This window comes from Chryseobacterium kimseyorum (assembly GCF_025971945.1).
GTDB lineage: Bacteria > Bacteroidota > Bacteroidia > Flavobacteriales > Weeksellaceae > Chryseobacterium > Chryseobacterium kimseyorum.
In genome coordinates, this window is sequence record NZ_JAPDHW010000003.1 from 147,465 (window position 1) to 161,018 (window position 13,554).

At 35.5% G+C, this 13,554-nt stretch carries 13 protein-coding genes; 7 read left to right on the forward strand and 6 right to left on the reverse strand.

Annotated elements, in window-relative coordinates; genetic code table 11:
- The first annotated feature begins 219 nt into the window (after nucleotides 1-219).
- From OMO38_RS05675 to OMO38_RS05685, 3 genes are all read left to right on the forward strand, one after another.
- Nucleotides 220-1,563 (forward strand): sigma-54-dependent transcriptional regulator, encoded by a 1,344-nt coding sequence (locus OMO38_RS05675; RefSeq protein WP_264749247.1) that lies wholly within the window; start codon nucleotides 220-222, stop codon nucleotides 1,561-1,563.
- Between the two features lie 120 nt (nucleotides 1,564-1,683).
- The gene (locus tag OMO38_RS05680; RefSeq protein WP_264749248.1) at nucleotides 1,684-3,000 is read left to right on the forward strand and encodes a sensor histidine kinase; all 1,317 of its coding nucleotides are present in this window, start codon (nucleotides 1,684-1,686) and stop codon (nucleotides 2,998-3,000) included.
- Between the two features lie 281 nt (nucleotides 3,001-3,281).
- Entirely contained in the window at nucleotides 3,282-4,313 is a 1,032-nt protein-coding gene (locus tag OMO38_RS05685; protein ID WP_264749249.1) for a L,D-transpeptidase, read from the forward strand.
- On the opposite strand, the gene OMO38_RS05690 is transcribed toward OMO38_RS05685, so the two are convergent.
- The 3 genes from OMO38_RS05690 to OMO38_RS05700 all read right to left on the reverse strand — a co-directional run bounded on the left by OMO38_RS05690 (nucleotide 4,310) and on the right by OMO38_RS05700 (nucleotide 6,889).
- On the reverse strand, nucleotides 4,310-4,834 hold the full coding sequence (locus OMO38_RS05690; RefSeq protein WP_264749250.1) for a hypothetical protein: 525 nt from the start codon (nucleotides 4,832-4,834) through the stop codon (nucleotides 4,310-4,312). The genes OMO38_RS05685 and OMO38_RS05690 overlap by 4 nt on opposite strands.
- Nucleotide 4,835: 1 nt before the next feature.
- The gene (locus tag OMO38_RS05695) at nucleotides 4,836-6,116 is read right to left on the reverse strand and encodes a PDZ domain-containing protein (protein WP_264749251.1); all 1,281 of its coding nucleotides are present in this window, start codon (nucleotides 6,114-6,116) and stop codon (nucleotides 4,836-4,838) included.
- Nucleotides 6,117-6,250: 134 nt separating this feature from the next.
- Nucleotides 6,251-6,889 (reverse strand): alpha/beta hydrolase, encoded by a 639-nt coding sequence (locus OMO38_RS05700; RefSeq protein ID WP_264749252.1) that lies wholly within the window; start codon nucleotides 6,887-6,889, stop codon nucleotides 6,251-6,253.
- Nucleotides 6,890-7,168: 279 nt separating this feature from the next.
- On the opposite strand from OMO38_RS05700, the gene OMO38_RS05705 reads away from it, so the two are divergent.
- Nucleotides 7,169-7,603, forward strand: a complete 435-nt coding sequence (locus tag OMO38_RS05705) for a hypothetical protein (RefSeq protein ID WP_264749253.1) — start codon at nucleotides 7,169-7,171, stop codon at nucleotides 7,601-7,603.
- A gap of 63 nt (nucleotides 7,604-7,666) precedes the next feature.
- Here OMO38_RS05705 and tyrS read toward each other — a convergent pair whose 3' ends face one another.
- Nucleotides 7,667-8,962 (reverse strand): tyrosine--tRNA ligase, encoded by a 1,296-nt coding sequence (gene tyrS, locus OMO38_RS05710; protein WP_264749254.1) that lies wholly within the window; start codon nucleotides 8,960-8,962, stop codon nucleotides 7,667-7,669.
- A 150-nt stretch (nucleotides 8,963-9,112) separates the two neighbouring features.
- Here tyrS and OMO38_RS05715 point away from each other — a divergent pair, with 150 nt between their 5' ends.
- Nucleotides 9,113-9,673 carry an RNA polymerase sigma factor gene (locus tag OMO38_RS05715; RefSeq protein WP_264749255.1) on the forward strand — a complete coding sequence of 187 codons (561 nt, stop codon included), beginning with the start codon at nucleotides 9,113-9,115 and terminating at the stop codon, nucleotides 9,671-9,673.
- A gap of 172 nt (nucleotides 9,674-9,845) precedes the next feature.
- Nucleotides 9,846-10,712 (forward strand): lipoyl synthase, encoded by an 867-nt coding sequence (gene lipA, locus OMO38_RS05720; protein WP_055983032.1) that lies wholly within the window; start codon nucleotides 9,846-9,848, stop codon nucleotides 10,710-10,712.
- 183 nt (nucleotides 10,713-10,895) lie between these two features.
- On the opposite strand, the gene OMO38_RS05725 is transcribed toward lipA, so the two are convergent.
- A complete protein-coding gene (locus tag OMO38_RS05725; RefSeq protein WP_264749256.1) occupies nucleotides 10,896-11,750 on the reverse strand; it encodes an AraC family transcriptional regulator in 855 nt (284 codons plus the stop codon).
- Nucleotides 11,751-11,880: 130 nt separating this feature from the next.
- Between OMO38_RS05725 and OMO38_RS05730 the strand changes: the two genes are divergently transcribed.
- Nucleotides 11,881-13,080, forward strand: a complete 1,200-nt coding sequence (locus tag OMO38_RS05730; protein ID WP_264749257.1) for an MFS transporter — start codon at nucleotides 11,881-11,883, stop codon at nucleotides 13,078-13,080.
- A 32-nt stretch (nucleotides 13,081-13,112) separates the two neighbouring features.
- Here the strand turns inward: OMO38_RS05730 and OMO38_RS05735 are convergent, their stop codons facing one another.
- Nucleotides 13,113-13,493, reverse strand: a complete 381-nt coding sequence (locus OMO38_RS05735; RefSeq protein ID WP_264749258.1) for a SpoIIAA family protein — start codon at nucleotides 13,491-13,493, stop codon at nucleotides 13,113-13,115.
- Nucleotides 13,494-13,554: the final 61 nt, after the last annotated feature.

Sequence of the window (13,554 nt, forward strand, 5' to 3'; positions counted from 1 at the left end):
TGTAGATGCCAGAAATTTATAAGTTTGTAACACTCTGAAAATGTGATTAAATATATTTTATTTAACTTTAAGACTGTTCATTATCGGACACTTTTTGTGCGAAAATGAACAATTTTAGTTGATGGTTTTTAGTTGTCAGTTGATGGTTCATTAAGATTTGTCAGGCTGAGCGGAGTCGAAGCCTTTTAATTAAGTCATTTTAACTTTTTAAATTCAAAAATGCGAAAAAAAGAAGCTCATATTTTAATAGTAGATGACGACGAGGATATTTTATTTTCGGCGAGAGTCTGGCTCAAGAAATTTTTCACCGAAGTAAGTTGTTTGAGTCAGCCAAAGAACATTCTGAAGTTTTTAGCCGAACAGCAAGTTGACACGGTCCTTCTTGATATGAATTTCCGGAAAGGTTTTGAAAACGGGCAGGATGGATTGTATTGGATGAATGAAATCAAAACTTTGGAACCTCAGCTTCCAATTATTCTGATGACCGCTTACGGCGAGGTGGAATTAGCTGTTGAAGCGTTGAAAAACGGCGCATCGGATTTCATTCTCAAGCCTTGGAATAATGAAAAATTATATGCTTCTGTGAATCTCGCAGTCGATATTTCACGAAAAAACAAAAAACTGAATCAGTGGGAAAATGTGAGCGTGAAAACCAATCAGTATCAACTGGAAACGGCGTCTTTTGCGATGCAGGAAGTGATGGAACAAATCACGAAAGTGGCACCGACTGACGCCAACGTTTTACTTTTAGGAGAAAACGGAACGGGAAAATATGTTTTGGCAGAGCACATTCACGAATTATCGGAAAGAAAAAACCAGCCTTTCGTTCACATCGATTTGGGAAGTCTGTCTGAAAATTTGTTTGAAGCTGAATTGTTTGGTTATAAAAAAGGAGCGTTTACCGATGCGAATCAGGATTATTCCGGGAAAATTGAAAATGCCCAGAACGGAACTGTATTTTTGGATGAGATTGGAAATCTTCCGCTTCATCTTCAAACCAAATTGTTGAGCTTGATTCAAAATCGAAAATTGACCAGAATCGGGGAAAATAAAGAACGAACTTTGGACGTAAGATTTATTTTTGCGACGAATGAAAATTTAAAAAAAGCGGTTTCAGAAAATCGTTTCAGGAAAGATTTGTATTATAGAATCAATACGGTTGAATTGCAAATTCCGAGTTTGAGAGAACGATTGGAAGACATTCCGACTTTAGCTAACTATTTTTTGGAGAAGTACAAACAGAAATATCATAAATCTGATTTAGCTTTAAATGAATCTTTGACTAATGAACTCACAACGTATTCCTGGCCGGGAAATATCCGTGAACTCGACCATTGTATTGAGAGAAGTGTTATTCTTTCCAATGAGAAAAATTTGAAATTATTAATGCCTCAGGACGAAGAATCTGACAAACCAATCGTCAATCTCAACATCGAGGAAATGGAAGAAATTCTCATCAAAAAAGCTTTGAAAAAACACAGAGGAAATATTTCTCTCGCGGCGGAAGATTTAGGATTGTCGCGTGCCGCGCTTTACAGAAGAATGGAAAAATTTGAGTTATGATAAAGCAGGAAGTTGGAAGATGGAGGAAGGAAGTCTGAAGTTAAAATTCAAGCACAGTTGCGAAGGAACGATTTAATCAAGAATAGGATGAAATCCTATTAATCAAAATTTGAATTGTAGATGAACAAACAACAAATTATCTGGCTAATATTTATTCTTCTGGCGATTGTCAGTGGTATTTTCGCTTTTGATTTTTACACACAAAGCAAGTGGATTAACTTCGGATTGTTTACTGCTGTAAGTATTGGATGCATTATTTTGGCGCAGATTTCAGCTCTGAGTTATGTTCAGAAAAGTGAGAAAATATTGTTGGCGATTCAGAAAAAAGATTTTTCACTGTTTCCAAAAACTGAAGAGAATAATTTGGTGGATAATGCCGTAAAGCTCTATTATCAAAGCAAAGAAGAGCATTTATCTTTGTCTTCCTATAAACTTTTGTACGAAGAAATTCTGAATCAACTGGAAATCGGGTTGATGATTCTTACCGAGAAGAATAATCAGTGGGAAGTTTTTTATGTGAATCCTGTTTTCCTGGAAATATTACAGATTCCGAAATATAATTCCTGGGAATTGTACGAATCTAAAACCTCAGAATTTTATAAAATCATCAAGCAAACCAATTACGAAAACTCGCAGGAATTCTTTGATATTTCGATTAATGAAAATGTGAAACAGTCATTTTCTCTTCGTACCAAAAAAGTACAAAATATCAAAAACCGTTTCTGCATCATCAGTTTGGAATCTGTTCAGAAAATTATCGAGCAAAAAGAAAAACTGGCTTGGAATAATTTAATGAAAGTCATTTCACACGAACTTCTCAATACTTTAACACCTGTCAACAGTTTGATTCAAAACCTTGAATATATTGCCAATCAGGAAGTTGTGGAAAAAGAAGACCAGGAAGAAATGAAGGAAAGTCTGATGATTATCAATTCAAAATCCAAACAACTGTTGAATTTCGTGGACGATTACCGCCAAGTTGCAGAACTCCCAAAACCTGTATTCAAAACTATTTCATTGACGCAAATTGTAGAATCTGCATTGAATTTCCTCAAGTCAGAATTCGAAAAAAATCAGATTACAATCATTAATTCTCTGGAAAACCAGGTGATTTTTGCTGACCAGAAAATGATTGAGAGATGTTTGATTAATCTTTATCTAAACGCAATTTACGCAGTTGCAGACAATTCAGAAAGAATCATTAAAACAGAAATAAGAACATTCAATAAAAGAATTCTTTTAAGCGTTGAAGACAACGGAATCGGAATCTCTAATGAAATTAAAGATAAGATTTTCCTGCCATTTTTCACCACCAGAATCAGCGGTTCGGGAATTGGATTAACTTTGAGCAAAAGTATTGTTGAGGCTCATAAAGGTTATATCAATTATAAACCTTTGGAAAAAGGAAGCAGATTTGAAATGTGGTTTTTGGAATAGTTTTAAATGAAAAATATTTCTACTCAAATAAGAGTTATTTCTTTAATTATTTTCAGTGGCATTTCACCGTAAAGTTCTCTCTATAGTTTCAGACCAAAAAATGCTGATGCTTAGCTATGCAGAAAAATCAACATTTTGGGTAGCTTAGAACATTGGTCTCCTTTGTAAAATTTTCAATCTCAATTAAATACATTATGTAGGGAAATATTTTTTACATTTTAAAAGTTTTTAGGTCTAATATTTGTATCTTTAGTTCAGACTCAAATGACCCATATATATTTATGAAAAAAATATTTTTGAAACAATCATTCTTTTATACTTTGCTTTTTGCGTTATTACTTACCGGATGTAAGAAGGATAACGAAAAAATGGATGATCAACAGCAAGGTACATCTTCAGGAACATTATCAGACGACAAAAAATCAGATTCAGTAGCAACAAAAGCTGAAGTGAAAGAATCTGTACCCCCAGCGATGCAGGAAAACGGTTTTTACAATGCTTTTCCAATCCCCAAAGACAAGAAGTTAAGAGATTCTCTGTATGCGATTTTTAGTAAAAAATATACAGAGAGAGAGCGTTACGCGATATTAGCGCTCAATAGATTAGATTCAAAAAGCAAATGGAATTCTGATACACTGGTTGTTCCGGCAAAAATTGATACTACGTTGATGGCTTATTCACCGTTTCCAATGCAGTTGGATGTGTTGAGTGATGTGAAGAAGTTTGTAGTGTTCTCTTATCCGATACAGGCCTATGCGGTTTATTCCAACGGCGCTCTGGTAAAGTGGGGTCCGACAAGTATGGGGAAAAAGACTGCGCAGACAACAAGAGGTTTAATGTTTGCCAACTGGAAAAAGAAATTAGCAATTTCTACTGTTAAAAGTGAATGGAAATTACCTTATAATTTTAATATTCACAATACAGGAGGAATAGGTTGGCATCAATATGATCTTCCGGGTTATCCTGCATCACATTCATGTTTAAGACTGTTAATGAAAGATGCGATTTGGCTGTATAATTATGCTGATACGTGGATTTTAAATCCGGGAGGAGCAACGAAAAAAGCCAATGGTACACCGGTTATTGTTTTCGGAGATTATCCGTGGGGCAAGAGAAAACCTTGGAGAAATCTTCTGAATGATCCTAATGCCAATAATATTTCTGTAGAAGAGATGACTAATCTGATCAAACCACATGTTGAAAAGATGGTTGCCGAGCAGACCAACAGAGAAAAGGTTGCCGATTCTATAAAATCGGCGAAGGCTTCATTAGAAGTTCAGGAACCTTTAACAGAACCCGACGCTTCTAACTAAATTTTCTTTTCAAACGGAAGTGTAGATTCTTCTGCAAACTTTCTGAGTTTTTTCATCTCGTCTTTAGCTTTGATCTGTCCGATTCTTGCTGCAGCATAGGTTGCAGCAATACAGAAAAGCATCACAAAGGAAGCATTAAGTGCCCATGGATATTCAAAACTCTTTATTTTTTTCTCTACGTAATACATCGTGAAAAACGTCATCCAAAGAATTGAAAACAGAAAATACAGGAACATAAAAAAAGTCCACACTGATGAGCTGGGGCCGAAAACACCTCTGATTACGGTGTGGTTGTCTTCTATCTCTGTACGCAATGCCAGTTGAGGCTGCCAATACTGTTCATATTCTGTTTCTACGCAGATGGTCGCCATTTCTTTATTAACATTGCCGGAAAATTCACCTTTGTGCTCTGCGAGATATTTTTTAAGATTCTCAGCGTAAGTCTCTTTACTCAAATGAGTGTACATTTTGAATCTCGGTCGGTTTCTTATTTTATCTAAGGTGGTTTCTTCTGTCTGCATATTATTCTTGGTATGGGATTGGGTCTTCTAAAGTAAAACTGAGCGTAAGTTCCTGATTTTTTCTCACAATAAGCATATTTATTATTTTGCCTTCCTCAGATTTCATCATTTCCATAATTTTCTGAAGGGTCATATCTGCAGTTTTTCTTCCGTTAATTGATATCAGCTGATCGCCCTTTTTTAAGCCTGCTTTTTCGGCTGGTGAGCCTTTCCTTACTCCCGCGATTGAAAACAGTGGTTTTAAAACAAATTTATACTGTAAACTGTTGTTAATTACTTCAACTCCCGTTCCAGTATTATCTTTCTTCTTGCTTTCAAGATTTACCATATCTTTTTCCCACTGCATACCATCCTGCTGAAAATCTAAACCACTCATATTAAAATGAAAGGGATCATTGTAATTTCCGTTTTTCTTTAAATATATTTTTTGGTTAGAATAATCAAATGCCGCAGTAAATCTTCTCAAAATATCTCCACCGATAGAGCCTTTTCTATCTCCCACTAAACTTACATGCTGAATTGAGTATTCGTCAGGCATTGCCGTCAACGGTTTTTCAAATTTAAAATCACCCAAATAAAAATTATGAATTCTGCTTCTTTTACCATAGATGTCTCCATTAAAACCTCTTCCAAGAAAGTCTTCAATATTGGGGCGGTTATAAACGAAATTTTTGATCAGGGTAGGGAAGAGCCAAATTGCGTCGCTGTTTCCTAGATCTATTAACAGTTTTGAGTTTTTTCTTTCGTTGGTCATTTCAACATCTGCGAAAATATAAGGCTTGTTCCGCTCAATTGAAATCGGGAGTTCAGTAAATTTTTTTATTTTTTTCCTAAAGAGCTCACCGTCTTTGTATACCGTAATTTTTTTTGAAGCATAATCAATTACAACAGGATGATTCTTAAAAAAATGGTATCCTATAATTCCGTTTACAGGAATGCCTACATGAGACGAAATATTAAAATCCTGATCAAGAATAATAAACAGTGTGAATGAATCATTCCTAAAGTTTTTACCAATTTTTCCTAAATTATGATCAGATTTAAAACCCTCAATGCTTGCACTTCCACCGAGTCCCGAAAATCTCATTTTTTCCAGCGGAGAAAGTCTCAGTTCTTTGTTTTCTAAACTAAAAATGGTAGTTTCAGCAACGCCGGTATCCAGCAGGAAAGTAAGTTCAGCACCATTTACATTGATAGGAATGAAAATTAAGTTATTAATTAACTTAAAAGGAATTACTACTTTATTTGCATCTTTTATCTCAAAACTATTCTGAGCATTCATAACAATGCTGCAGAATAAAATGCATAAAAGTAGAACAGATTTCATATAATGAAAGTAGTGAAATAATTCATACAGAAATAAAAAAACATTCCCAAATGGTTGGGAATGTTTTAAAATGATAAATGAAACGGCGATTATTTCGAAAAGAATTCCATTAAATCGATATAGTTTTTCTGATTAACTCCATGACCGCTCATGTAATCTCTAAAGGTAAAGTAGCAGCTTAGGTCATACAGAAGATCGGCAGCTTTCCGTCCCCATTCCATCGGAATGATGGCATCGTCAGTTCCATGAGAAACGAAGAAGCGAAGTTTTTCAAGTTTCTTTTTATCTTTTACAATATCTGTCAATAGTTTTTCTTCCGGATAGGTACTCAGGCAGGCAACGTAATTAAACAGATCAGGGTATTTTAAAGCCAGACTGTAGCATAAAATTCCACCCTGGCTGAATCCACAGAGGTGAGTTTTGTTTTCTGTAAGTCCATATTTGTTGGTGATGGCCATGATATTTTCCAGCACACTGTTCAGGACATCTTTTGCCTGATCAATATCTATAAACTGTTCAAGATTATTAAAATCTATATCAAACCACGAGTAGCCGTCAAATTGAGTTGGTTTGGGAGCTCTGAAACTTACCAGAATCCAGTCTGCAGGAAGGCTTTCTCTGAAACTGAAAAGATCCTGCTCATTGCTGCCGTAGCCATGAAGCATAAAGAGAATGGGCGTTTTTGAACTGATGTTTTCCGGTTCTCTTACGATGTAATCTAAATTCATATAATTAGGAATCTAATTTTTTTATTATTTTTCAATCGCTTCTGCAAAGAGTTTCGATTTGTTTTCTTCAGCGATTTTTGAGGAACAAAGATAATTAATAATGACTTATTTTAATTTCAAAATGTTATATGGGAAGATTTAAATTGTGATTCATGATGACTTCAGAATCTTTTATTGATTTGATATTGTTTGCAAATCTTTATTGGAAATTTTTCATAAAAGTTATTTTTATATTGATAAAAAACCTATATTTGAAACATTAAAAATCTATTCGGAGAAATGAAGCAAATTTACAAATCAAAAAAATTACATAGACTTTCATTTTTAGTAGTCGCATTATTTTCAGTTGTATCTGTTATGAATTCTTGTAAAGATGACGAAGAAGACGAGTTTCAGGATCACCTTGTACAGTTTGAAGTAAAGGCAACTAAAGGAACAGGGTCAGGAGATCCGGTTTTAAAAACGATTGTTACGCAGGTAGGAGTGAGCCAAAATACTACTTTCGATCCACCGGGAGCAATCTGGGCAAGTGATGAATTTTTTGTAAATTCTAGCCAATCTCAGCTTAATTTGGATGCTAACGCTGTTCTGCCAAATGCAGACTCTCAATTGATTGTTACTCTTTATGTAGATGGAGTTGTAGCAAAATCAGATACTGCTACAGGATCGGGAACACAGGATGCTTCTATTGATCACAGCTTCTTAGAGCTTTAAAAAATTTAAATAAATAAAAAAAACCGCCGATTGGCGGTTTTTTTGTTGATATATTTCTTGGTATTAGATTGCTTTCACAATAAAATAATTCTTCTTTCCTTTTTGAAGCAGTAAGAATTTACCGTCAATTAAATCGTTTTCATTGGCAGTATACACTTCATTCACCTTTTCTTTGTTTACAGAAATTGCGTTGCCTTTCAGTTCTCTTGTAGCTTCACTTTTAGATTTTAGAAAACCAGATTTATCTGACAGTAATTCAACGATATTTACTCCTAAAACATCTGTCTTAACCACGTCTTTCTGAGGAACGCCTTCAAAAATTTCTAAGAAAATTTCTTCATCAAGACTTACCAAATCTTCAGCCGTAGATTTTCCGAAAAGGATTTCAGAAGCTTTCAAAGCTCTTTCATATTCCTCTCTACCATGAACCCAAACGGTAACTTCTTCAGCCAGTTTTTTCTGCAATTTTCTTTCGTGTGGTGCCGTTTGATGCTCTGCAATTAAAGTATCGATTTCTTCTTTTGGTAAAAAAGTATAGAATTTTATAAATCTTTCTGCATCAGAATCAGTTGCATTTAACCAGAATTGGTAGAATTTATAAGGCGAAGTTTTCTTTTTATCTAACCAGTAGTTTTCCCCGCTCTCAGACTTTCCAAACTTCGAACCGTCAGCTTTGGTAATCAAAGGAACTGTTAATGCGAATGCTTCTCCCTGTGCTTTTCTGCGGATCAATTCTGTCCCGGTAGTGATATTTCCCCACTGATCAGAGCCTCCCATCTGAAGTTTTACCCCATTGTTTTGGTATAAATGGAGGAAGTCATATCCCTGAATTAATTGGTAAGTAAATTCTGTAAAACTCATTCCGTCAACACCCGCTTCACCTGAAAGTCTTTTCTTCACAGAATCTTTCGCCATCATATAGTTGACAGTAATATTCTTTCCAACATTTTTAGCGAAATCCAAGAATGAAATTTTCTTCATCCAATCGTAATTGTTCACCAGTTCTGCTTTGTTGCTTTCATTTCCTTCAAAATTTAAAAATCTTGAAAGCTGGTTTTGCAGACAGTCAACATAATGCAAAAGCGTTTCCTCATCCAGTAGATTTCTCTCTGCAGATTTACCCGAAGGATCACCGATCATTCCTGTCGCACCACCAACCAAAGCAATCGGCTTATGACCGTGCTGCTGAAAATGCGCTAAAATTTTAATCTGAATAAGACTTCCGATATGTAAAGAATCTGCGGTAGGATCGAACCCGATATAGGCAGTGGTCATCTCCTTATCCAGCTGTTCGTCGGTTCCGGGCATCATGTCGGCAAAAAGGCCACGCCATTTCAGTTCTTCAATAAAAGAGTTCATTCTATTTTGTTTAAATTTTAAGGTGCAAAGATAAGTAAAATATAGAATGTGAAATAAAGACTGTTCTGCAGCCTTGTCTAAATTATTTAATCCTAAATTCTTTAAATTTTTTAATTCTTTACTCTTTAAATTTTAATAAATTTGTTAATAATGAAAGACGAACAATTATTTTCGCTCATCCAATTGGCAAAGGAAAAAGACCAGAAAGCTCAGACAAAACTGATCAATGTTTTCTGGGTTGATGTTTTCTCTTTTGTAATGAAAAAAGTGCATGACGAAAATGATACGGATGAAATTACGGTTAATGTCTTCTCAAAAGTGCTATCTAAACTGGATATGTACGATCCTCATTTTCAGTTTAAAACATGGATTCTGACGATCGCTCAAAATACGATTATCGATTTTTGGCGGAGAAAAAGCAGAGAAAATCAAGATCCGACAGAAAATTTAGATGAAGTAAAAAATCATTATGCGAAATCTCCTGAAGAACTTATGATTTCGGATGAAGAGCAGAAAAAAATCATTAAAACCATCGAGTCTCTGGATGGTAATTATCAGGATATTATTAAGTTAAGATTTTTTGAAGAAAAGAGCATCAAAGAAATTGCAGAAGAGTTGGGGATTTCTGTTGCCAACACAAAAGTAAGAGTGATGCGTGCGAAAAAAGTTTTAGCTGAGTTGCTGAAAAACAATGAGTTTGAGGATAACTAATTTTTACAAAGCAATGTTTATTGCCACGAATGCATGAATTATTTAATTTAAGCAAGAAGCAAATAATAATTCGTGTATTTGTGGCAGAAAGTAAATTATCATTTCCATCAATTTGCATCGTAGACGCAGTCGATAAAAAATTCCTTAACTTTGAAGTCAATTTTAGAAATAAATGGAGAATTTAGTTCAAGATACTACCGTTCAAAAACCAAAATGGATTCGTGTAAAACTTCCTACCGGAAAGAATTACCGAGAACTACGCACCTTGGTTGATAAATATAAATTAAATACAATTTGCCAAAGTGGAAGCTGCCCAAATATGGGAGAATGTTGGGGTGAAGGAACAGCCACATTCATGATTTTGGGAAATATCTGTACCAGAAGTTGTGGATTTTGCGGGGTGAAAACCGGAAAACCGATGGATGTAAACTGGGACGAACCTGAAAAAGTAGCACGTTCAATTAAATTAATGAAAATCAAGCATGCGGTTTTAACGTCCGTTGACCGTGATGATTTGAAAGACATGGGCTCAATTCTTTGGGGTGAAACGGTAAATGCCGTAAGAAGAATTTCTCCGGGAACCACAATGGAAACTTTGATTCCTGATTTCCAGGGACTGACAAAACATTTGGACAGAATGGTGGATGTTGCTCCTGAAGTGATTTCTCACAACATGGAAACCGTAAAACGTCTGACCAGAGAAGTGAGAATTCAGGCGAAGTATGAAAGAAGTCTTGAAGTTTTAAGATATTTAAAGGAAGCAGGACAGAACAGAACCAAAACAGGATTGATGCTTGGTTTGGGAGAAGAGAAACATGAAGTTTTCCAGACAATTGAAGATATTAGAAATGCGAATGTAGATGTAATTACCATGGGACAGTATTTGCAACCAACTAAAAAGCATTTACCCGTGAAGAAATTCATAACTCCCGAAGAGTTCGATGAATTTGGAGATTTTGCAAGAAGTTTAGGCTTCAGACATGTTGAAAGTTCGCCACTGGTGAGAAGTTCTTACCACGCTGAGAAACATATTCATTAAAAATATAAATCGCTTCAAATTTTGAAGCGATTTTTTTTGTTATTAGAATTAAGTGATGCAGGACTGTTCTAAACTTCTATTTCTGGTGGATAGGAAAATTGGGCATCTTAAAAAACACCCCGTCTAAATTTTTCTTGAACATTTATCCACCCTCCAAAGCAGAGGAATTGTCAGAGTTTAAAATTAGGCTTCGACTTTATTCAGATGCTTTTTCTTGAAAGCGGTCGGGGTTTCTCCGATGTGGCTTTTAAATAATTTGTTGAAATAAGACAGGCTTTCAAAACCGACCTGAAAAGAAACTTCCGAAATACATAAATTCTGCAGCAACAACATTTTCGCCTGATTGATTCTGTAATTGTTTACAAAATCAGTGAAGGTCATATTCGTCTGTTTCTTAAAATATCGGCAAAATGCAGGTGTACTGAGGCTGACTGTTTCAGCAATCACGTTCACATTAGGATTTTTATCATAGTTTTCGTTAATATAATCGTAGATGGTTCCCATTCTGATTTTATCATTTAAAAACCACTTTACGCGCGTATCTTCTTTATTCAGTTCTTTCACTTCTGTTGACTGAGACAGGATTTGTAACACCTCCAGCAGGGCAATCAGTGATTCGAATGGATTTTTCTGTTTTATCAAATGAAGCTTTTTGGCGACAATCTTTTTCGTTTCTCCTGAAAATGACAATCCGAGATAGGAGCGGTCTAAAAGTTTTTTAATATCATCAAATTCCGGAACGGGAAGAATCATTTCATCCAGAAAATTTTCTTTGAGCTGTAAAACAATTTGTTTGTATTCAGTTTTAATTCCATAATCAAAATTGAGATGTGGAACATTTGACCCTACCAAAAGAAGATCGCTTTCCATAAAACCGGAAATATCTTTACCAACGTGGCGAATTCCGCTTAACGCTTCTACATATACCAATTCTATTTCAGGATGATAATGCCAGAAAAAGCGGTGTTTCATAGAAGCTTCGAAAATTTTGAAGGACTTACCTTCTTCAAAATCAATAATTTCTTTCTGGATTTTCATAAGGTTCTATTTTGATTAATAATTATTACAAATTTATTTAAAATTGTCAATATAGAACAATAATCAATCATTTCAGAACAATTAAAACCCATTATTTCTCTCGAATTTTGCACTTTGAAATTAGGAAGAGATGTTTGATAAAAGAATTTTGCCTTTGGCAATCGGTGGTTTGGCAATTGGGACAACGGAATTTACGATTATGGGACTGCTTCCCGACATCGCAAAAACGTTGCAGATTACCATTCCGCAGGCGGGTCATCTGATTGCGGCGTATGCTTTGGGAGTAGTGATAGGAGCGCCTATTTTGATAGGGTATTCTGTGAAATTTCCACCTAAAAAAGTATTGCTGGTTCTCATGGTCATTTTTACCATTTTTAATGCACTTTCAGCAATTGCTCCAGATTATAATTCGATGTTGATTATCAGATTTATGTCTGGTCTGCCACACGGAGCATTTTTCGGAGTAGGTACTGTAGTTGCTTCGAGAATGGCAGGGAAAGGGAAGGAGGCCTTGTATATTTCATTGATGTTTACCGGATTGACGGTTGCCAATTTAGCGATGGTTCCTTTGGTGACGTACATCGGGCATGAATTTCACTGGCGTTGGTATTTTGCGATTGTTGGAGTGATTGGTCTGGCTACGTTATTGGCTTTAAAACTTTGGCTTCCAGCTATGGAAAAGAAGGAGGACAGTCATTTTCTTGAAGAATTAAAATTTCTGAAAGGCAGACAGTCGTGGCTTGTTTTAATGATCACAGCGATCGGCTTTGGCGGATTATTTACCTGGTTCAGTTACATTACCCCTTTGATGACTGTAGTTTCAAAAATCGAAAGCAGTTATATGGCGTATGTGATGATTCTTGCAGGCGGCGGAATGGTTGTCGGGAATTTAGCGGGAGGTTTTCTTTCAGATAAATTAGGTCCGGAAAAAACATGTGTGCTATTGCTGTTTCTGATGATGTGCTCTTTGTCAGGAGTCTTTTTCCTTTCAGAATATCAGAGTATTTCGTTGGTTTTAACATTTATCTGTGGAGCGTTATCGATGTCGGTTGCTGCACCTATTAATATTATGATGATGAAAGCTGCCCCAAAAAGTGAAATGATGGCTGCTGCCTTTATGCAGGCTGCTTTTAATATTGCGAATGCAATGGGCGCTTTCTTAGGAGGAATTCCACTGGAACATGGTTTACCATATAATTATCCGTCGCTTGTTGGTGTAGGTATGACTGTTATAGGTTTGGTGATCAGCATCATTTATTTTTATCTGTACCGATCATCAAACGTTGCAGAAAAGGAAATTATTGCAGAATGTGTAACCTGTGATCAATAAAAAAAGAGAAGCAATTGCTTCTCTTTTTTGTTTTACTCTTCCACTTCATTGCCGTTTTGGCACCAGTATAAAGCATTGTACAAGTTTTCTTTCGGGAAAGATTTAAACTCACCGGGCATAACCACACTGAAAATGTCGGTGAAATTCTGCACTCCTTCTTTATCGGTGACAATGGCTGCACGGTTCCATTTGGTAATGTTTTTTATTCCTAAGAATGCATCCTGAAGCCATGCTCCTGCAGTAAAATTTCCTAAATCTGTGTCGAGGTTAAGCAGATAATTCAGTTCTCCAAATTCTTCCACTTTAGTTTTTACGTGAGGGATCACTAAGTTTTCAAAATCTTCTTTGGTGATTTCGCCTGTGGCGTTGAATGCAGCCACATTTTCCGGAGCATCATTAATAATTGATATCATAATGTATATTTTAAATGGTTTTGGTGATTTTAGTTTATCAATAATTAAACCACAAATAGCG

What these genes read in the sequence shown, in the direction of transcription:
- OMO38_RS05680 (WP_264749248.1), top strand. Translation starts at nt 1,684, where the DNA reads ATGAACAAACAACAAATTATCTGGCTAATATTTATTCTTCTGGCGATT.
- tyrS (WP_264749254.1), bottom strand. Translation starts at nt 8,962, where the DNA reads ATGAACTCTTTTATTGAAGAACTGAAATGGCGTGGCCTTTTTGCCGAC.
- OMO38_RS05700 (WP_264749252.1), bottom strand. Translation starts at nt 6,889, where the DNA reads ATGAATTTAGATTACATCGTAAGAGAACCGGAAAACATCAGTTCAAAA.
- OMO38_RS05735 (WP_264749258.1), bottom strand. Translation starts at nt 13,493, where the DNA reads ATGATATCAATTATTAATGATGCTCCGGAAAATGTGGCTGCATTCAAC.
- OMO38_RS05725 (WP_264749256.1), bottom strand. Translation starts at nt 11,750, where the DNA reads ATGAAAATCCAGAAAGAAATTATTGATTTTGAAGAAGGTAAGTCCTTC.
- lipA (WP_055983032.1), top strand. Translation starts at nt 9,846, where the DNA reads ATGGAGAATTTAGTTCAAGATACTACCGTTCAAAAACCAAAATGGATT.
- OMO38_RS05705 (WP_264749253.1), top strand. Translation starts at nt 7,169, where the DNA reads ATGAAGCAAATTTACAAATCAAAAAAATTACATAGACTTTCATTTTTA.
- OMO38_RS05690 (WP_264749250.1), bottom strand. Translation starts at nt 4,834, where the DNA reads ATGCAGACAGAAGAAACCACCTTAGATAAAATAAGAAACCGACCGAGA.
- OMO38_RS05695 (WP_264749251.1), bottom strand. Translation starts at nt 6,116, where the DNA reads ATGAATGCTCAGAATAGTTTTGAGATAAAAGATGCAAATAAAGTAGTA.
- OMO38_RS05685 (WP_264749249.1), top strand. Translation starts at nt 3,282, where the DNA reads ATGAAAAAAATATTTTTGAAACAATCATTCTTTTATACTTTGCTTTTT.
- OMO38_RS05730 (WP_264749257.1), top strand. Translation starts at nt 11,881, where the DNA reads ATGTTTGATAAAAGAATTTTGCCTTTGGCAATCGGTGGTTTGGCAATT.
- OMO38_RS05715 (WP_264749255.1), top strand. Translation starts at nt 9,113, where the DNA reads ATGAAAGACGAACAATTATTTTCGCTCATCCAATTGGCAAAGGAAAAA.
- OMO38_RS05675 (WP_264749247.1), top strand. Translation starts at nt 220, where the DNA reads ATGCGAAAAAAAGAAGCTCATATTTTAATAGTAGATGACGACGAGGAT.